Source organism: Mucilaginibacter sp. P4_C11 (assembly GCF_056402115.1).
In genome coordinates this window covers 141,904-163,089 of the sequence record NZ_JBFUIA010000009.1, presented here as the reverse complement: position 1 = coordinate 163,089, position 21,186 = coordinate 141,904, and the positions used below count along the sequence as shown (strand labels likewise).

Genomic DNA, 21,186 nt, shown 5'->3' with positions numbered 1-21,186 from the left:
CGCCTAATTATAGGTATACATATTAACTGTTACCGGTCCCAGCAATCCTGATTGTTCCAAACCCTTTCCCGCATCGGGGCCAAACAGGGCTGCTGTTTTCCTTTTATCGGCCGGTAATTTGGCATCGCCCAGCAAGCGGTTTACCCAGGTATTCACAATTTTAATTTGCAGCTGATTTTTGCCCGGCCGCAATGCTTTTGTAATATCCAGGCGGTATGGCGGTGTCCATGCGCCACCCATTTCAATACCGTTTACTGTTATTTTGGCTATATCCCTGGCAAGGCCAAGGTCAATTACGTAGTTTGTACCGCTTTCAATCTTATCAATGTTTATGGTGTTGCGATAGTATGCTGCACCCGAATAGTATTTAACGCTATCATTTGCATTAAGCGACCAATCGGTTAACGAACCAAATGTTACCGGTTTTGCGGGCCCGCCCATGGCGTTATCAAATGTTACGGCCCATGGTGTTGTTATACCTATGCTTTGCTTAGGCACGGGGTAATTTGACTTTGTTGTATCGCTGCCCGCCCCATCTTTCCTGAAAATAATAAAGGCACTTTCATTGGCCGCAAGCTTTAAAGGGATGGTGGTATGGGTTGCTGTTGAATAGAATGATGGCAAATTGCGTACGGTGCCGGTCACGGCATCCCAAAGTTCGGGCTTTTTGCCGGTTACCCTAAACTGCGCGGCAATGTTAATCGTTTCGTTTTTTTGGTTCGATATAAAATAAACCGATCCATTGTTTAGTTTCCTGTGGATAAACAGTACCGGGTCGTTCTTTTCTGTTTTAAAATCCGGGGCAACCCCTACCAGGTTCAAGGCCTCCTGCATATTCATGCCGCTAATTACAAGGCCTTTGCCATAATGATTTACCTTATTTGTTGTACCATTAATATTGCCCCACAACTCAGCGGCCATTAACTTTACCTGTTTATCTGCTTGTGGATAGCCCTGCAAACTTGGCGACCTTTCTGGTTTCGGCCCTAATATCACTGCTCCGTTGCGCACCAACTCCCTTATCTTAGCCAATAACTCCGGGCGAATGGTGCTAAGCTTAGGCATAACCAAAATACTGTAGCTTATGCCATTCGGTAGGCAAAGCTTTCCATTTTTTACCGAAAGACTCCCCTTTATCACATCACCATTAATATAATCAAATGAATATCCCCTGGGTAGTTCAGGATCTGTAACTCCCATTATCCTTGGGGCGTCCTCGCCTATAAAGTAGGCGGCATCAGCCGCATATTGGCCTTGCTGCAACATAAAGTTGCACCGCTTTAAATATTTCACAAACACATCCATATCAAAAAACCATGTATTCCCCCGGTTAAATTCGGTACCAAACCAGGCACTGATGCCCGGTTTCGGGTCATCCTCGGGCTGGTGTATAAAAACATGCAACAAGGTATTGTTTATGCCATCAGTAAAAAAGCGGTCGCCGCGTGCCTTCAAATTTCCGGGGTACATGCGCCAGGGAGCCCCCGCCGAAGTAAATGATTCGGCAGATACTTTAACTTTACCATAAATGTGCGCCACCGAAGAGGCCGCCCGGTTTTCAAACATACCCAAACGCCCGTCAAGCCAAAATTCGCCCGCCACTTCGTCCGACTGGCCTCCGTATTGTAAAAATTCAGCCGGAAATCCAAAATAACCGTATGGTTCAAGCCAGGTGGTAAGTCCATGCTCATGACTTTTCCTGGTAAGGCCGCCCACGTATTTAAAAGCGGCATCATCTGCAATCAGGCGCCTAAGGTCCCACAAAAAACGGTCGGACAGGACAGCGCTGCCAACCACTTTACCTTGTAAAACCGGTATAAATGGCGTAGCATCATAATTGTACTTCTGTTTAAATTCCTGTAACAGCAAATCGGTCCAGTTTTGGCTACCCGTTTCGTAACTATCGGCCACTACTACGGTAAGGGTTTTACGATCTTCTGGCGGAATGCGCTTTAATACCTGCCCCACATAATTGTCAAAATGTTCATTAATGTGCTGGCTGCTCATTTTGTCTGTTTCAAAACCTGTGGCCTCGGGCGTTGCAGGCACGTTGTGCATGTTGGTGGGTACCATTCCGGTGCGCTCAATTATCCAGTTGCCGGCAGGCACCTGCCAGTTAAGCGTACCGTCGGCAGCCATGTATTTTGAAACATCTATCACCTGCGCCTGGTTTATAATATATTTTGACTGCTCATTGGCTTGCGGATTCCAGAGATAGGCATTCCAGGTAAGGTCTTCGGTTTGCCAGGCTTTGGCCAGCGTTTTTTCCATATAACTATCAACCACCGCCGTTGGCGACATTTTCAATTCTGTTATGCCCGAATTACCAGAGATGTTGGTGAACAATAATCTAAAACCGGTAGCCGTAGTTGCCGGTATAGAAATTGCCGATTTGGCCCAGGGCAAAAAGCCAAAGTTTAACGCCGGGCTTCGCCTGTCGATAATAAAATGCTTAACAGTAATATATTCATCCTTCGTTTTTACCTGTATATCTCCTTCCAGGTAAACCGGCTGATGCGTTGCCGAGATGGTTATGCTGCGTACGGTGTATGGCTTTTGTGTATTGATATCTACCGACAGTTGCTGGCCCTGTTTAAAATGAACCCCGGTAGCCAGGTTATTATCCATCAGGTTGTTCAGCGAGTCGATTCCTTGCGCTGATGATAGCCGGGGTTTTACTTCGCTGATATCGGCACCATAATCAGCCGGAACCGGATACGCCAAAACCCTTACATCCTGAAAATTTGATTGTGGCTCACGCAGCTGCTTATTATAAAGCAAGGGGCCCTTTACCAATACCTCCGACGATGTTAAATAGCGCATACTTTGCCCCGGTTTAACCCACGGCCCGCCCGCCTGGCTCCATCCCGGTCCGTTAAACAGTCCAATTTTAATATTTAAGCGTGTTGCCGTTTTAAGCGCTGTATGTAAAATATCCCACCACTCATCCGAAAGAAATTTAACCTTCCCATAAGGCACGTCGTTTAAACCAATATCTCCTAAAAATGCCCTGTTAATGCCCACCTTTTTCATGGCTTCCAGGTCTTTTACCACCCCTGTTTTTGAAACATTACCCGATAACCAATACCAGTAAACACTGGTCTGAATAGAATCCGGAATCATTTTAAAATCTTTTTCAATTGCATCAAACTTTGCTGACCTGGGCGGAGTAATGCTATGAGCATTTTGACCTTTGGTTACCTGGGTAATGAAAAAAAGGAAGAGGAGTGACAAGCTATTTTTTATAGATATCGTCATAAGTTTTTTTATAAATATAACAGGGGAGTTTCATTTTATTTATGTTGATGTATTGGACTGATTTAAACTTCACGCTTTGCATTGGAACGTATTTAACGCTAAAAAAGGAAGTGCAGGATTTCTCCTGCTACTTCCCTGCATGCGGTTATTCCCAATAAATAACCATATCATGCCTTGTTAACCAATAACAATTTTTTAAAAATTTGAAATTATAGTGTTTTTTTTGTGGCTAACTATAACCCATAGGTACTTATTTCGCCCATTACCATATAGCTCTGCGGGCCGCTAATGCCAACAAATTTAAAGTATCTCGCCCTTGGATTATTAGGGGTCAAATACCGTTGCTCGCCATTAATTAAACGGTTAAAATTAAACGTGCCCTGGTTTACCCAGTTTTTATTATCAGTGCTGGTAAAAAACTGAAATTTATCAGGTCCACGGTCGTCACCTCCGGTTTCAAAAGTGGTGCGCCAAACACCAAATTGGGTAATTGTTCTTTCTATACCCATATCTATTGTTGCATAATGCGGATAGCTTGAACAGCCGGCGCAGGTATGCCAGCGTGTTGCGTCGGTACCGTCAATAAAATTGGTTACCGCATTGTCTCCTGCTGAGTGCTGCGTTGAATAGTCAATAATCTTCCAGTCTTTCTTGTCAAATGCAAATAACCCTCCATCTGAATAAGCGGTATAAAAATTGTCGATACTCAAAGAATCAGGTTTAAATATCGTCCTGAACTTATAATTTGTATTGGGTTTAATATCGGTAATTTCCGAGGTTTTCTGATCCACCGAAAACACCTGCGATTTCACATTACCGGCAACGTCTGTGTACTTAACTTCTGATGCAAAAGCCCCGTTTGATACATCGGCGCCGCCCCAATTAATGGTAAGCTTGCCCTTGGCACTTAATACGGTTGAGTTTACAGGCCTGGTTAACAGTTGCGCCTGGTATTTAACACCATAAGAGCCGCCTACTACTTCTACAGGTATGGACGAATTTCCTTTCCCGTCATAGGTACGAATAACAAACGTATAGCTTTTTTCGTCAAGGTTGGTAATCATCGCGCTTACGGTATCCCCGGCAGGCGGGATATCAACAGACAAAGAATCCTTAAAATTATTCCAGAAAATTTTGGCTTTTATTACCGATGGGTCCGATCCCCTTAGCCATGCAATCTTTATCCTGTTAAGGCCGGAATAGGCTTTGGGTGCGGTAGCTTTGCCGGTATAGGTTAATCCACCCGGAACCACAAATTGTTTGTAGGTTGCATCCATTTTGGTACAAGCTGCAAAAACACAAATAGTAATGAATACTATTAGTCCGACATGCAATATCTTTTTCATTATATGATTTTTACGATTAATTAAGTAAAATACCTATTGTACTATCTGGCCAAAAAACGTCATCTCCATGATTACCACCTGGCCCGGACTACTGTATGTTTCCAGCGATTTTAAACGCAGGTAACGTACTGCAGAGGGCTGCACATCAAAATTAAAATCGGCACCCAGGTTGGTAGCATAATTGATATCCTCGTTGGTTTTTTGGCCCAGCGGCAAGCCCGATGGTTTAAATGTTGTAAAATTGCCCAGCAAGGTCCACTGTGTCCATCCGCCATCCGGATCGGGCGAATTTGATCCCCATAGTTCAAAGTTTTTTAAACCCGATCCTGTGTAGCAATGGTCATTAGGTTCCATCCACATTTTAAACCTGCTCATCAAAACCTTTTTACCCAAATCAATGGTGATCCATTGCGGCAGCGACGAGGCATTTGATGAAGCATAAATTCGCCTGTCGGCCAATCCGTTCCATATATTTTCAATATTAAAACCCGGATCTGCAAGTTCAGTCTGGTCGGTTGGCAATACCAATTTACTAAAGGTGTTTTTCGGAATTTCAATCTCGAATTTAGGGGTCAGTGTTTTAACCAACGTGTCTGATTTATTATTCCAGCGATCGCGTATAAACACCGCAAATTTCTGGGGTTTTGATTCAAAGCCACGGGCAGCAAAATTACCGGCGGTTGCTGCGGTATAAAACGTGCGCACGGTTACCCAATTGTTATTGCCTGTGGTATCTCTTAATACCACAATAGCCAAATCTGCCTTATCGGGGTTTTTAAACGAGACGCTTACGCCGCCAAATGTTTCCGAAAAATTCGAGGTCTTAAACACCGATTTAACGGGCGGTGTTTTGGGCGTTACATCAACTGAAATAGGGTCCGACACCTTTTCATTGTTACCCACACTATAAACCTTTACCGCATGTTTCAATGTATCACCAAAACCCACCAAACGTAATGTATCTGTATATCTTGATGATTTTGCCTCCCTGAAAACGCCCGGCTGTATTTCATATACGGCCTTTACGTAAGCCAGGTTAGGGTCGGCCGGAAGCGTATAGGTTAGTATGCCTCCCCCGGGAGTTGCATCAACCTTTACCGCGCTTATTTGCGCAGGAGCTGGTGCATTTGAATCTACAAAGTCTAATCTTCCTTCTTTTGAACAACTGTACCATAAAAGGGCGACGAGCAACCCTCCTATAAAATATATCTTTTTCATTTTTCCTGTTTTAATTATGTGATCAACCTGTAAATGATATTTTTTACCAACCTAAGTTTTGAACTAAATTCCTGTTAGCTGTCATGTTACCTTCTGCAATAGGCCAGAAGTAGTCTTTTGCCCCAAACGTTTGGTTAAAAAGCACAGTGATGCGGTAATAGGATATGGGGGTTGTTTGCGATAGATCCCAGCCTTTAATTGAGTTATTTAACTCTTTGGATGATTCTTTCCACCGGCGCAGGTCCCACAGGCGTTGCGATTCGAAAGACAGCTCGATAAGGCGCTCCTGGTGAATAATAGCACGCATACCATCCTGGTTCTGGAACTTTACCGGATTGGTAGAGTAGTTGGTCCATGATGATGCAACGGTACCTAAACCGGCGCGTTTCCTAACCAGGTCGATGTATTTATTTACCTCAGGCGACGGCCCTCCTGATTCATTCAACGCTTCAGAATAAAGCAAATACAAATCAGATAAACGCATTATAGGATAAGGATAGTCAATAACCGAGTAATCGTTAGATGAGTTGATTGTATTTTGAAAATTTATCAGTTTTTTAAGGTTGTATCCCGTTACCGTATTATAACCGTATTTGCCTTTACCATCCCGCTGTTTAAACTTGCCCTCCAGGTAAAACAGGTCCATATATTTTTTATCATCAAAACGGCCCTGTCCATAATATACTCCGCCATCAAAGCCAAGGTCTGCGTAAAACCGTGGTTCCCTGTTAAAATGCAGTCCGGCGGTGGTATAGCCTTTCCGTATGTACAACTTATCGGCATCCCCTGCGGTTCTTAAACCATAACGTCCGTTATAATCCCAGGTTTTATCCTCATCAAGGGGTACACCATTAGCGGTATAAAACAGTTCGGCAATTTTTAAAGGAGGCGAAAGTTCTCCCCTTGTAATAACGCCGTCAAGGTATAATGGGTCCCACCAGCTTGATATCAACCGTTGTAAATCAGCCGTATTTGATTGGGTATTAGCCCAGATGATCTCGCTGTTCCATTTCTCGGTAACGGCGTTTCTGATGCTTAACTGCGTTTTAATGGTATCTGTAAGGGTAAATTGTTGAAAAGCCGGGTTATAGACATACAGTTTTATGCCGGCAGATTCGCACACATCTATAGCCCTTTTGCAGGCAGTAGCTGCCGAATCCCATTTTACTTTTGAATAGGTGGTATTAAATAGCGGTGTTCCGTCCAGGTTTTTTAAACTGCTCTGATCGGTGTTACCATTAAATAACGGGCTGGCAGCCGTAACCAATACTTTTGCTTTTAAGGATAGTGCGATGGGCTGCGTAATGCGCCCTGCTTCGGTAGTCGGGCTGATGATTGTTAAGGGCAGCCCCGGTGCTGCTTCGTCGAGAAGCTTCGCGATGTAACTAAAACAAGAATCTGCAGGATCGCGAACTACTTTTACCTGGTTCACATCTGCCGAAATAGGCAAATTAGTTTTGATGAGCGGAATAGGCCCGTACATCCGCACCAGGATAAAATGGTAGTAGGCTTTAAGAAATTTCACTTCCGAAATCCATCGTCTTCTTTCTGTTTCCTGCATATCGGGTACTTTTCCAATATTTTCAAGGAAAATGTTGCAATCCCTGATGGCCTGGTACATTGGCTGAAACCTATCGCCCAGCGGACCAACCTTACTCTGAAAGCCTTTGGCCATATCTAAATAGGCGCCCCTTTCGGGAATTTCCCATAGCTCATCGCCACCAACCATCGCCGGGTCATCGCCTAACTGGCCATTTTTTGGCATAAAGGAGTAACAGGTAAATAAAAACTTCATAGCCTGGGTACGCATGGTAAAGGCGTTATCTATGGTGGCCACGTTATCCGGAACTACATCTAAAAACTTTTTGCAGGAAGTTAATGCAGCTAAAAAGAGCAATGCATAAGTTCCTGTTACAATATATTTTCTCATAATATGTGTGTTTATGAATTTAACTGGTATAAATTAATTGCGCCCTAATGCGGTATTTACCTTATTGATACATTTAAACCAATATTAAACACGCGCTGAATAGGATAGCCAAGGCCATCGCCACCCATTTCTACATCCCATAATTTAAACTTGCTGAAATTAAGCAGGTTAGTTGCGTTCACATAGATCCTGAAGTTGGAGAGGTGCAAACTCTTCTGTAAACTTTGAGAGATCTTATACCCAAGTTCAACCTGTTTCAGGCGCAAAAATGAACCGTCGCGCATGAACCAGGTACTGGTTTGGTTGTTGTTATTGTTAATATCCGGGCTTAACCTTGGCCAAAGGGCATAAACATTACGTGAATCTTCAGACCAGTGACTATCGGCATAGGCTTTTAATAATTGTGTCTGGTTATTAAACGGTGATGTACTGTTGGCATCAATCCAAAATGATTCATTTGCCAACCCCTGGAAGAAAGCCGAAAAATCAAAGTTTTTATACCCCATAGAAAACCCAAACCCATAAACAATTTCCGGTAATCGTGGATTACCGATAGGAACACGATCTGCATCTGTAATTTGACCATCGCGGTTTACATCGGTATACTTTATATCGCCGCCGCCGTAAGGGCCAAAGTTTTGTTTCGGAGAATTCAGCGCTTCTGCATCGTCAACAAAAAGCCGCTCTGCAATGTATCCGTATTCCTGAAAAATAGGATTCCCTATACGGCTGCGATATTTTTCGTCATAAACCGGCTCTTCGTAAACGGTATACTTGCTCCTGGCGTAAGTGAAGTTTCCGGTTGCCGAAAACCAAAAATCCTTTCCTATATTGTCCTGGTAATCTATCGAAATATCAGTTCCTTTTCCTGCAGCCTCGCCCACGTTTGACCGTACATCGGCAGTTAAACCCATGGTAACCGGAATTGACGCACGCGACATCAGGATGTTTTTACGCTTTTCGGAGTATATCTCGGCGTTGATCTTCAGCTTATTAAAAAGCCCTATTTCAAGCGCCAGGTTTGTTTTTGTCGATTTTTCCCAGGTGATGTCGTCATTGGCGTAGCGGGATATGTTTACACCGTTTAAATAAGTGCCTGCTCCCTGGCCGTTTCCAAAAGTAGCACCCCGGTAATTGGCATTCATATCCACATTAGAGAGGTAAAAGAAACGATCTGACGGCGACCCGATAGCATCGTTTCCGATAAATCCGTAAGTGGCCCTCAACCTAAGGTTATTAACAACGGGCTTAATATTTTCGAAGAATTTTTCATTGAATATACTCCAGGCAACACCGGCAGATGGAAAATAGCCAAACCTGTGTTTTTGAGAAAATCTTTCAGATCCGTTATAACCAAAGTTATACTCCAGGTAATAGCGGCTATCGTAATTGTAAGTTGCCCTTCCTGATACCCCTACGTTTCTGAAGGGAAGAGATTGCTGAAGATCAGGAGCGTTTGCGCTGATGTTATTTTGTATCATATATACCAGCAAACCACTAAAGCCGTGCTTTTTAAACTGATGGTTATAACTTAACATGGATTGCGCGTAGAAGGTAGAATTCAAATCTTTCCCTCCCTGGTTGTAGTCAAGGTATTCTGTTGCGGTGGGTTCGTTAATATTTGTTATTGAATAGGTATTAGCAACAGGATCATACCCGGTAAGCGAATAAAAATAAGGATTGTATGACCGTCTGACATCAAAATATGATGTACGGTTAATGTTCATCATGGCACTTAAAGAAAGCCCGTCGATTAATCCAGACAGATCCTGCTTGGCTTCTAACTGTGCCAGCATCAGTGATCGTGAATAGTTCATATACCCCTTGGTCAAATCTGCATAGGGGTTGGTATAGCCACCCTGGTCATAATTGCCGTACATGATGTGTTTAACAAACGCATGATCAGCGTCTACCGGGTAATATTGAGGGAATAGTACAGGATTGGAGCGCATAACTTTTCTGTACATTTCCGCACCGCCATCCAAAGGGCCTGTATAATCGTCGAAATTGCCGCTTAAACGGACAATCATTTCCGTTGTTTTAGTAAGGTTTATGGTAATGTTTGATCTAAGCGAGTAACTTGTTAAATCAATATTATTGTTAAAATTGTTTCGGTGATCAACCTTCAACATGCCGTTGTCCCTGTTTACCGATCCCGAAACAAAGTATTTTGCAACATCGCCGCCACCGCTTACATTCAGGTTAGCGCGCTGGTTCATGGTATAATCTTTAAAAACCTGCTTCTTCCAGTTGTTGGCGGGATAGATAATAGGATTTAACCCGGCCGCAGTGTTTGCTATCTTCTCGTCGCTGTAAAGGGTTATGCCCAATGGGTTACGTGTTAATATCGCTTCATTGGATTGTTTCATATAAGTAACCGGATCGGCCATTTCGATATCCCGTACCGAAGTTGAAATGGAGTTTTCTAACCGGAATGCTATTTGTGCTTTACCTACTTTACCTTGCTTGGTGGTTACCAAAATTACACCGTTGGCCCCCCGTGCACCGTATACAGCGGTAGATGTGGCATCTTTCAGGATAGAGAAACTGGCAATATCGTCTGGTTGTAAGCGGGCCAGATCAGTGGTGCTTAGTTCCATCCCATCAATAAGTATTAAGGGATTGTTTTTGTAACCAAAGGTGGTAACACCACGGATAAAGAAATCAGCATTGTCCTTGCCGGGTTCGCCTCCACGTTGAAAGGCAATAAGCCCTGCGGCGCGGCCTGCCAACGCTGTTGTAAGGTTGCTTGATGGAATTTTAAGCTCGGACAGTTTAATGGAAGTAACCGAGCCAACCAAATCGGTTTTCTTTTGTGTACCAAAGGCTACTACAACCACCTCGCTTATTGAATTCTTATTTGATTTTAGCAGTACGTTGATGACGGTTTTTCCATCTACAGGCACTTCCTGCGTAATATAGCTAACAAAAGAAAATACCAGTACCGCATTATCATTGGGTATATCCAGCACAAACTTTCCGTTCTCATCGGTTTTTGTTCCTAAACCGGTGCCCTTTATCTTGATGGTTACACCAGGCAAGGTGCCAAGCGAATCCCTCACTGTTCCGGTTACCGTAACCTTTTGATTTTCGTCCTTTACCTCGTCAAACACCATCGTCGGGGGCTTCATTTTAACAATAATGGTTTTTCGCTCGATGAGATAGGTAACGGGTTGCCCATCAAAACATTTTTGCAGCACATAATCAACAGAAGCGTTTTTAAGATCGAGGCTGATCAATTTGGTTTCTTTAAGCGCATTGGGATTGTAAAGCAGGTTAAAGCCGGTTTGTGCCTTTATCTGCTTTAAAACATTTTCAAGCGATGCCTCCTTTACTGCCAGGTTTACTTTTTGCCCGTAACTGGCAGCACTAACCTGTAGCAGAGTGGCAATTATTAAAATAATGGTAAGCTTCATTATCTTGATGAATTGGAGCATTACGCGGGAATTTATGCCGCAACAAAATGCCGTATAAGTTTTATACATTTGGAATTAGGTTTATGAAATGAAAGTTGTTTCTATAACGGGAATGATTTCAATAGGCCAACGTTGACCAGGGCTGTCGCAAGCATCCCTGGTTTTGTTTTTACCTTGAGGCTTAGTAAGGTTAATTCATAGTACTTCTCCTTTCGTTTTTTAGGCTGGTTATTGTTTTCTTTTATTGAAAACCCATTTATAGCTTCATGACAACCGTGATTGTTTTAACAAAACAGCACGCCACGCAACTCATTTAGGTATTGGTTATTGTAAAGACGGAGGTGGCGGATAAAAGGGGGGGGATCAATTTATTATTAATAAAGTAGCACACTAAATATTAACCAGAACCTTATAAATAGAGTATAAGCATAGTAATATAAGATCATCGAAGTAATAATTCGGACCAGGTAGATTGGGATTAAAGAAACTATTTCCTAAAAAAATGGTGGTCAGCAACTATAGCTGCCATAGTTAATATTTAAGGCCGTCGGCAAATGATTGGTGAAAAATGTTAAAATACGGTAATCTTTCGCTCCTTTATGGCAAACGAAACACTGCCGGTTAACTGCAGCATCTTCAGTACTTCGGTTACGTTGCTATATTTTGATATCACGCCTGAAAAGACCTTACCGCGCATGTCTCCACGGTAATCCACATCAATGTTATACCACCTGGCAATTTTTCGCATCACCACATAAATATCTTCGTTGTCAAATTGAAAAAAGCCGTTTTTCCACGCAGTTGCCGAAGCGGTATCAGCCGCACTAACCTTTATGTTACCACGATCCAGGTTTGCCTGTTGCCCCGGCCTGAGCATTGCTGATGAGGGGGATGTTTGCTGGCCGTCATCGCTAAGCGTATTCACTTTTACCGATCCTTCAAGCAAGGTTGTTTTCACACTGCTCTCTTCCCGGTAATCATTTACGTTGAACCTGGTACCTAACACCTCTATTTGTTGGCGGCCGCTCAAAACAACAAAGGGCATCTTTTCAAACTTATTTGCCTTTTTTAGAGGAATAAAAACTTTCGTCACCTCAAAATATGCTTCGCCGGTTAACTCAACCAAACGTTTATCTGCCGCAAACTGCGCCGGGAATTTTATGGACGATGCAGCATTTAACCACACCTTTGACCCATCGGGAAGCACAACCTCGTATTGGCCGCCATCGGGTGTTGTAATCGTGTTATATAAAGGCGCTGCAGATGCGGCACTGCCTCCTTCGCCGGAAGCATTGGCCTGGTAAACCACCAACCCTTCCTTTGTTTTTGTAATAGTGAAATTCGATTGGGCAGCTATAGCGCCATTAGCCGCATCCTGTAAGTTAATTTTTTGACCGTTGCTTAAAGTTAAAACGGCCTTATTGCCGCCAAACGTAATTTTTTGCGGGTGGTTATTCGCCACCAAATTTGCCGGTTTATTTTTTTTGAAAACATAGGCGCCAATAGCCAAAAACAACAGCATGGTAGCAGCAGCATACCATTTATATAAATGGCGGACATTTTTTTTGTTGATTTTTTTTGCTGGCAAACCAGAATTTAAAATCGCCTCCAATTTAAGGTTCAGCGATTCTTCAGACACCTCGTTTGGGTTTACACCCTGCTCTGTTTGCTGCAATTGCTCTTCTGCCAACTGGCGGAACATGCCGTCGTAAGATCTGTCTGACAGCAACTTTAACAGCAAATCTGCTTCCTTTTCAGTGCATTCATTTTTTACCAGTTTTTCAAACAGAAGTGATAATTCCCTGTAGTTCATCTATCAGCAGTTATACTATTTTACTAAAGACGTAATTAAAATAAATATGGGGGGCTCAATCAATCGAATTAAAAAACTGCGCACCAATTAATTGGACAAAACTATGTAAAAACAACACATCAAAAAGGTAACAATTTCCATGTTTTTGACCATGTAAGATTTTACAACGTTTTTTGCTTTAGATAGATATTCCTTTACGGTATGGGGAGATATGCCAAGTTTTGTGGCAGTTTCTTTATAGCTAAATCCATCAAGCTTACAAAGCTGGTAAACCTGCCGCTGTTGTGGCGAAAGTTCTGCCAAAGCCTGTAGCAGCAGATTTTCGCTTTCTTTAAAAAATATTTTTTCTTCTATGTGCGAATAATGCTCGGTAATAGTCGATTTAAAGTGGGCCGTCATTTTCCGGTCGCTTTCCAGCTTTCTATAAAAATCACACACCAAATGCGAGCCTGCCCTATATAAATAACCCGAAAAATCGCGCTCATAAGTAATAGTTTCGCGCTGATGCCAGATCCGTGAAAATAAAACCTGGATCATCTCTTCTACAACCTCCTTGTCCTTCACCATCTTAAACATGTTGACGTACATCTTAGGGCTATATTTATGATACAACTGGGTAAATGCCAAAACACTCCCACTTTTGAGTAGTGCAGTAAGCTCTTTATCCGTTTGGCCAAGAGAAGAACTCATAGTGTTTTTTTCATTTAAAGTTGCAAAGCAAGGTTTGGTTACACCCGTTATCCGTTTAAAATTTGGAATGGTTTTTATTGGTTACACAATAATGCATAACATAAATATTAAAACCATCCCTATCTGTCATTGTCGTCTGTAACTCATTTATAGGGTTAGGTGATACGCTACTTGTCGCGAAATATCTATTAATTTCAAACTTAAATGCCACCAAATCTTCTTTTGACAGGATAGCTAAAATCCGGTTATCGTTGAAAATGATAATCGCCGCCCTTAACCGAAACTTTTTGATAGGTTTTACCCAACGCATCGGGCACAAAAATATCGGCAGTTGTGTTTTGTGGGATGGTAACCGTCATATCAAGCTTGCCGCCTTCTATTTTCCACTTACTGCTGATGTGGCCGTACGGGCAATCATAACTGCCCTCGGCCCAGGTTAGGCCTCCGCCTATAGCCGGCTTAATAATTATTTTTTTATAACCGGCCTCTCCTGCCTGTATGCCGGCTATGTTTTGATACATCCAATCGCCAATGGCGCCATAAGCGTAATGGTTGTAGGAGTTCATAGACGATTCCTCGAAGCTGCCATCGGTCCTGATGCCATCCCATCTTTCCCAAATGGTTGTGGCGCCTGCCTTTATGGGGTATAACCAGGATGGATAGGTATCCTGTAACAATAACCTGTAAGCCACATCGGCATGGCCAAACTTGCTGAGGGCATCGCAAAGGTACGGGGTACCTAAAAAGCCCGTTGTAAGGTGGTAATCATACTGCTTTATATTTTTAACCAGCCGTTCGGCAGCTTGTTGCCTTAGGGCTACAGGCAGCATGTCAAACTCAAGCGCCAACACATAGGCTGTTTGTGTATCAGATGATATCAACCCATTCGGCGTAACGTATTCCTTTACAAAGGCATTTTTTATCCTTTGTAATAATTGTGTATAATACTGCTCGTCGGCCTTTTTGTTCAGGATTTTGGCGCTGTTAAGTAATATCTGTGTTGAGTGGGCATAGAAACATTGGGCTATTAAATATTTATTGGTGATGGCAGATGTACCGTCCCTGTCGTTGTTCACGCTGTAAAACAGCCAATCGCCAAAATGATTGCCGGTAACCCAAAGGTCGTTTTTGGTTTGCTTTTCAATGAACTTAACCCAGGCTTTCATACTCGCGTACTGATTTTCCAGAACCTGTTTATCGCCATAAGCCGAGTACACTGTCCACGGTACAATGGTTGATACATCGCCCCAGCCGGTACTACCGCCAACTTCATTGTTGCCGTTAGTAAAAACATCGGGGATGATATAGGGGATACTTCCGCTGGGGTACTGGTCGGCAGCCACATCTTTAAGCCACTTGGTAAAAAAGTTGTGCACGTTCATGTTGTACGATGCCGTGCGCGAAAAAACCTGCGCATCACCCGTCCAGCCCAGCCGTTCATCGCGTTGCGGGCAATCAGTAGGCACATCTAAAAAATTGCCCCTTTGCCCCCATTGAATATTGTGTTGCAATTGGTTAAGCGATGGGTTTGAGCATGCAAAACTACCGGTCACCTTCATATCTGAATATAAGGCTATCCCGGTAAAATCGGCCGGGTTTAATTCGCCTTTAATACCTGCTACCTTAATATATCTGAAACCCTGCCAGGTAAACTGCGGCTCGAAAGTTTGTTTGCTGTTATCTTTTAAAATGTAAATATTCCGGGCTTTGGCGGCACGCAGGTTTTCGGTGTAAAAATTACCGGCCTTATCTAATACCTCGGCGTGCGATATCATAATGGAATCGCCGGCATGACCCTGAACGGTAACTTTTACCCAACCTACCAGGTTTTGACCAAAGTCGATCACTTTTTCGCCGCGGGGAGTAGTGATAATTTTAACAGGTTTGAATGTTTCATGCTGCCTTACCGGTTCATTGATGGTGGCAACCAGGTTATTTTTATCCAGGGTCTGTACTTTTACGCCCTGCCAGTCGCGGTCGTTAAAACCGGCCTCCGACCAACCCTGCCGGGCAAGCCGGGTATCCAGGATACATCCATCATAAATTTCGGCAAAGCGGAGGGCGCCGGTAGATGACTTCCAGCTTTCGTCGGATACAATTAGTTTTTCGGTGCCATCGGTGTAAACTATTTTAATTTGCAGCAAAAGCGCAAGGGTTTTCCCGTAAAAATCCGGCCGTGGATTGTACGGGCCCAGCGGGCTGCGGTACCAGCCACTGCCAAGCGCCACTCCAATAGCGTTATCACCCGATTTTAAAAGATCTTTAACATCATAAGCCTGGTATTGCAGCCTTTTGTTATAGCTTGTCCACCCAGGGGTTAGGTAGGCATCACCCACCTTTTTGCCATTGATCTGAGCCTCGTAAAAGCCATGGGATGTGATGTAGGCTGTTGCCTTGCTAATCTGTTTGTTTAACGAAAAACCGGCCCTTAATAACGGAACAGGGCCATTCACCGCATCTGGTGTTGATTGGCCTATCCATTTTGCCTGCCAGTCGGTTGGTGATAATAGCCCCATCGTCCACAGGGCAGGTTCGCTCCAGGCGGATTGTTTGCCGCTGATGTCCCAGGTCCTTACCTTCCATGAATAACTATGTCCCGATTGCAACGTTTTGCCTCCGTATGGCACGTACAACGTTTGGCTTGATAACACCTTACCGGTTGACCATAAACTAACGGGCTTGCCACCTTCCGCATCAATAGCATCTACCTGAACCTCGTAAGCGGCCTGGCTGTTGGCCTTGCTGCCATTTGCAGCCAGCTGCCAGCTAAACCGTGGGCTACGGGCATCAATGCTGATAGGATTTTTCTGATCTTCGGTTAACAGATTGGTGGCGGTTACCTGTGCTGTACCAATTTTGCATACTAATAAAAAACAGGTCGTGGCAAGGATTATTCTCATATATAGGTTAATGTTTTTACTATCAAAGGTTATATAAAGTTGACCATCAAAGACCGGGATAGCCCGGTTAGCGGCCATGCTGGTATAGTTTGTTTTCCAACTTCATCTTTATCCTTCAGAAACAAATGGGTTATAACAGGCTTTGTTGGTTAAACACACCACAAAGGGCATAACCGGTTGTTAAAAGCCAAAACAATTACAATCACTCGAAACAATACGTATTCAACAATATTTTATCATTGGTTGCCAACCCGGCAATTCGATAGATTATAAATGGTTAATCAAAATTAATTTAAGCAGATATGATAACCGTCCCCTTCTGTCTGCAAGACATGGAGCCATTATAAAGCAATTCGCTGTTCAATTATGATGCTTTTTCGAGACGGTACGACAGGGAGTATATTTCAGAGCAATTCAAAAATTGGGTATCCCACCAATAAAAGGGGCAAATTTTGGGTTGAAATTTGCCCGTTTAATTATTTTATTTCGGATTGTATAGGTAACACAGATGCGGTTACTGATTAAGTTCTAAAGATATATTTTGTGGACACATCCGGGCTTGTTCTACACGAATCAGAGGCGTAGCCTCGGCCAATCTTGTAGCCCCGGGTTTTAACCCGGGGAAAGAAACGAAGAAAACGATTGAGAGCCGTAGGTTCGACCCATATGAGCAATGCGTATATATTGTTTGAGCAAAATTGAAAATACCTGGATTTATCCCCAAATATGGGCCGTGCCGATGGCACTTTTGATGCCCTTTAGGCACTCATCCACGGGTTGAAACCCGTGGCTACAATATGTGTCGGGCCTATGGCCCTTAGGAACAGTTATGTAAAAGCTAATTGAAATCGAACAACCATACAAAGCATCATAGAGCCCTTTTCATTAAAGAATAAAGTTGTTGCATAATTCAGCTTGGCGGCATTAAACCAAACCCTATTTAAGCTGCGGCTTAAATAGGCACAATAATCCTTACCCCCTTATTGAGTTTTACCGGCCAGGTTGATATTGGGCTTGGGTTGCCCATTTAGCATCCGGTGTATCCTGCATAAAAAATTCCAGGCTGCCACCGTTCATGATCTCCTGGTAGCTGATATAATTACGAAGGCTCAGCTTCCCGTTCCGCTTAACCTGGTAGATGTATGCTGAATTTTTACTTTTTTTGTGGCAGGTTATGGTTGTGCTTTTCCCGTTGGGCAGCTTCAATATTACTTTATCAAAAATTGGCGAACATAATACAAATTGGCCCGATACCGGGTTTACCGGGTAAAAACCCAAAGATGCAAACATATACCAGGCCGACATTTGCCCGGCATCATCATTACCGCCAAGGCCGCCCGGACCATCGCTATACTCCGTTGCAAGTATTTCGCGAACCTGCTGCTGGGTTTTCCAGGGCGCTGCAGTATAATTGTACATAAACGGAATCTGGTGCCCCGGCTCATTGCCGTGCCAGTATTCTTTTTTCAAAAACAAGCTATCTAATGCCGATTCCAGTTTGGCTGGCCCGCCCATTAGTTTTGCGAGGCCCGGAATATCCTGCGGAGCATAAAATGTGTATTGGCGGGGCGTACCCTCGGTAATATAGCTTTCTTTTTTATCGGGGTTGTAATCAGTTATCCAATTGCCATTGGCGTAACGGCCACGTACCATGCCTGTTGCCGGGTCAAATACATTTTTATAATAGCCCGCACGTTGTATCAGCAATTTATAATCTGCTGTTTTATTTATTTGTTTCGCAAATTGCGATAGGGCATAATCGTCATAAGCATACTCCATCGTACGGCTAACCTGCTCTTTTTTATGGAAGGCATCGGGTACGCTATCTTCCAGCGGTATGTAGTGATATTGTAAATAACTATCCAGGGCCCGGCGGCCTTTGCCTTCCACATAATCAGCTTTATTGGCCGGTATATCAAAAGCGTTGTGCCGCAATAAGCCATAAGCTTCGTTTACATCATAATCCCGGATGCCTTTAAGATAGGCCGAGCTAATTACCGAAGCCGTATGGTCGCCTATCATTTCTGATGTATAATTGTTCCAGCAGGGGAATATAGGCATCCAGCCCCCTTGCCTGCCTTTAATGATCAGCGACCGTACCAGGTCATTTACAAAAGCAGGTTTCAGTATTTCATACAAAGGAATTTCGGCCCGGTAAATATCCCACATCGAAAAATCATCGTAATAATTACCCTTTGCCAGCTTTGCATTTTTATAACCTGTTGCAAACATCGGGTACTTGCCATCCACATCGCTAAACAGGCGGGGTTGCTGCATGGTATGGTAATAGGCCGTATAAAAAATATTTTTATCCCTCAGGTTATCGGTAGCAACGCTAATTTGACTTAAGGCTTTTTCCCAAACTGCCTTACAGGTTACAACCGCTTTATCAAAATCAAAGCCGGGCATTTCAACCTGTAAATTTTTACGGGCGCCATCCAGGCTGGTAAATGATGTACCTATACGAATCACCAGCTTTTCGCCCTTGTTCATTTTAAAACCAGCAAATGCGCCTAAGCCAGGCATGTTTTTCAGGCTTGTGGCCGATAAAATTTGCCCATCGGTAAAAGTCCCCGTGCGATCGGCCTGTTTTTCAAAACGGATTACAAAGAAGCCATTAAAACCGGCGCTTTTGCCCCATCCCTGGTAAATGCGATGCGCCGGGTTGTAACCGTATATTTCCCCTCGTTGGGCATCCACCTGTATATAACCTTCGTGCCTGTCGCTGTTGGGGGTAACCATTAAATAAAGGCTATCGGCCTTATCCATGGTAAACTGCATTATGCCACAGCGTGGGGTGGCGGTTACGGCGGCATGTACGCTATATTCGGCTAAATTAACCTTGTATAAATAAGGGGTTAACAACTCGTCGGCGTGTTTAAATGAGGTTTGGTAATTGTTGGTTTTTAACTTCCCGGTTATGGGCATAACGGTAAAGCTGCCATAATCCTGCGTACATGAACCACTTAACCAATGCGAGCCGCGCAGACCGTAAAACAGGCTATCTTTATAAAGGTACGGTGGTACGCACTTATTTTCTGTTGCCTGGGTTTCCGGCGTCCACTGAGTCATGGCGAATGGCGTGGTTACAGCAGGGATAGTATTGGCTTGCGATGCGGCATAGCCCGAACCGTGTTTTACTGCCGACGCAGTTGTGGCAACAGCGGTACCTGCCAATGGCTGTACATATTTAACAACATCCTGCGCAAATGCGGATGTTGAGCCTACCAATAGCAATAAAGTAAAAAATAAACGTAGCCCTTTATAAGATATCATACAATGTAATGTTAATCGTGTAATAGTCTTTAGCCGAAAGTCCTAAGTCAAAAAAGAATAAAATATAACTTTTGATTTAAGACTTAGTACTATATTAACTTAACACTGAGCTTCTGCAACGCACACGACTATATTTTCAAAAATATTTTGTTTCGATATAAAAAATAAAGCAAAGCAAGCTGCACAATCACTATGCTTATGGCCTGCCAAACCGCTTGCCATAGCGGCGATACGTACTGGATCAGCCCGCCAAAAAAGTAATGGGCGGTATGCTGAAAATCGATCATACCTTCGGATGCCAGGTAAATAAGGATTGAATTTACCCCGATAAGCACAAAAGGGAAAGCCCATTTACGATAACCCGCCACGTCAATAACCAGGTAAAATACAGACAGGAAAACCAGGCTCCATCCACCTACAAACAAAACGAAAGAACTTGTCCAAAGGCGTTTATTGATAGGGAAAGTTAAATTCCATACGGAGCCAATGGCAATTAGAATTACTCCGGCCACAAACAATGCCACACCCTTTTTCCACATGGGCCATTTTGCCGATTGGTATTTTAAAAACTGACCGGTAAAGATGCCCAGCATGGCTGTACCAATTGCCGGGGTGGTTGATAACACACCTTCGGGATCATGCACTTTATCATGCAGCCTGCCCGGAAGCAACAGCCTGTCGATATATGATTCCAGGCTGCCATTCATGGTTAAAACCCCTGCGCCATAACCCGGCACCGGGATAAGCATCATGGCTGCCCAGTAACCTATTAGCAATACAGCAAACCAGGTAAGTTGCTGCCGGGTATTAAAATTCAAATAAATGAGGCCTGCAAAAAACCAGGCCAGGCCGATGCGCCCTAACACGCTTGCAAAGCGAGTTTGCTCGTAGCCGTTCCACTTGAAAAGACCGTTAACAATCATCCCCAAAAAAAGCAGGATAAGGGTACGGCGAATCATGGATAAATAGATGCTCCGCTTATCGGCTTTGGGTAAAAGCTGCGCATCATTTACCCCCGCCTTTACCATTTTATTATGCATAGAGTAGGGCATAGACACACCGGCTATAAACAAAAACAGCGGAAAGATCATATCATAAAATGTAATCCCATTCCAATCAGTATGGTGCAACTGGCCCGACATCCACAATAAAACCGGCCAGTTGGTTGCTTTGGCCAGGGCATGTACCACCCCTTCGCCACTCATTATCCAAAACATATCAAAGCCACGCAGCGCATCTAACGATAGTAGGCGTGGTAACTTTACAGGCGTATTTTTACCGTTGCCGGTATTTATAAAAGGATCAGTTATAATTGGTGCATTGGCCATATGCCTTAAAT

At 43.5% G+C, this 21,186-nt stretch carries 10 protein-coding genes; all 10 read right to left on the bottom strand.

The genetic code is table 11. The features are described from left to right. Positions 1-3: 3 nt before the first annotated feature. Positions 4-3,258, bottom strand: coding sequence for a glycosyl hydrolase (locus AC1DU2_RS10675; protein ID WP_477384245.1), 3,255 nt, complete (start codon positions 3,256-3,258; stop codon positions 4-6). A 233-nt stretch (positions 3,259-3,491) separates the two neighbouring features. Beyond that, positions 3,492-4,604 carry a DUF4998 domain-containing protein gene (locus AC1DU2_RS10670; protein ID WP_477384243.1) on the bottom strand — a complete coding sequence of 371 codons (1,113 nt, stop codon included), beginning with the start codon at positions 4,602-4,604 and terminating at the stop codon, positions 3,492-3,494. 33 nt (positions 4,605-4,637) lie between these two features. Further along, positions 4,638-5,822 carry a DUF5000 domain-containing lipoprotein gene (locus tag AC1DU2_RS10665; protein ID WP_477384241.1) on the bottom strand — a complete coding sequence of 395 codons (1,185 nt, stop codon included), beginning with the start codon at positions 5,820-5,822 and terminating at the stop codon, positions 4,638-4,640. Positions 5,823-5,865: 43 nt separating this feature from the next. Continuing rightward, on the bottom strand, positions 5,866-7,752 hold the full coding sequence (locus AC1DU2_RS10660) for a RagB/SusD family nutrient uptake outer membrane protein (RefSeq protein ID WP_477353799.1): 1,887 nt from the start codon (positions 7,750-7,752) through the stop codon (positions 5,866-5,868). Between the two features lie 56 nt (positions 7,753-7,808). After that, positions 7,809-11,168, bottom strand: coding sequence for a TonB-dependent receptor (locus AC1DU2_RS10655; RefSeq protein ID WP_477384239.1), 3,360 nt, complete (start codon positions 11,166-11,168; stop codon positions 7,809-7,811). A 571-nt stretch (positions 11,169-11,739) separates the two neighbouring features. Beyond that, positions 11,740-12,981, bottom strand: coding sequence for a FecR family protein (locus AC1DU2_RS10650; protein ID WP_477384237.1), 1,242 nt, complete (start codon positions 12,979-12,981; stop codon positions 11,740-11,742). Between the two features lie 87 nt (positions 12,982-13,068). Next, the gene (locus AC1DU2_RS10645; RefSeq protein WP_477384235.1) at positions 13,069-13,671 is read right to left on the bottom strand and encodes an RNA polymerase sigma factor; all 603 of its coding nucleotides are present in this window, start codon (positions 13,669-13,671) and stop codon (positions 13,069-13,071) included. Between the two features lie 245 nt (positions 13,672-13,916). After that, entirely contained in the window at positions 13,917-16,571 is a 2,655-nt protein-coding gene (locus AC1DU2_RS10640) for a family 78 glycoside hydrolase catalytic domain (protein WP_477384233.1), read from the bottom strand. 990 nt (positions 16,572-17,561) lie between these two features. Further along, on the bottom strand, positions 17,562-19,847 hold the full coding sequence (locus AC1DU2_RS10635; protein ID WP_477384231.1) for a GH92 family glycosyl hydrolase: 2,286 nt from the start codon (positions 19,845-19,847) through the stop codon (positions 17,562-17,564). Positions 19,848-19,975: 128 nt separating this feature from the next. Continuing rightward, positions 19,976-21,175, bottom strand: coding sequence for an acyltransferase family protein (locus tag AC1DU2_RS10630; RefSeq protein ID WP_477384229.1), 1,200 nt, complete (start codon positions 21,173-21,175; stop codon positions 19,976-19,978). Positions 21,176-21,186: the final 11 nt, after the last annotated feature.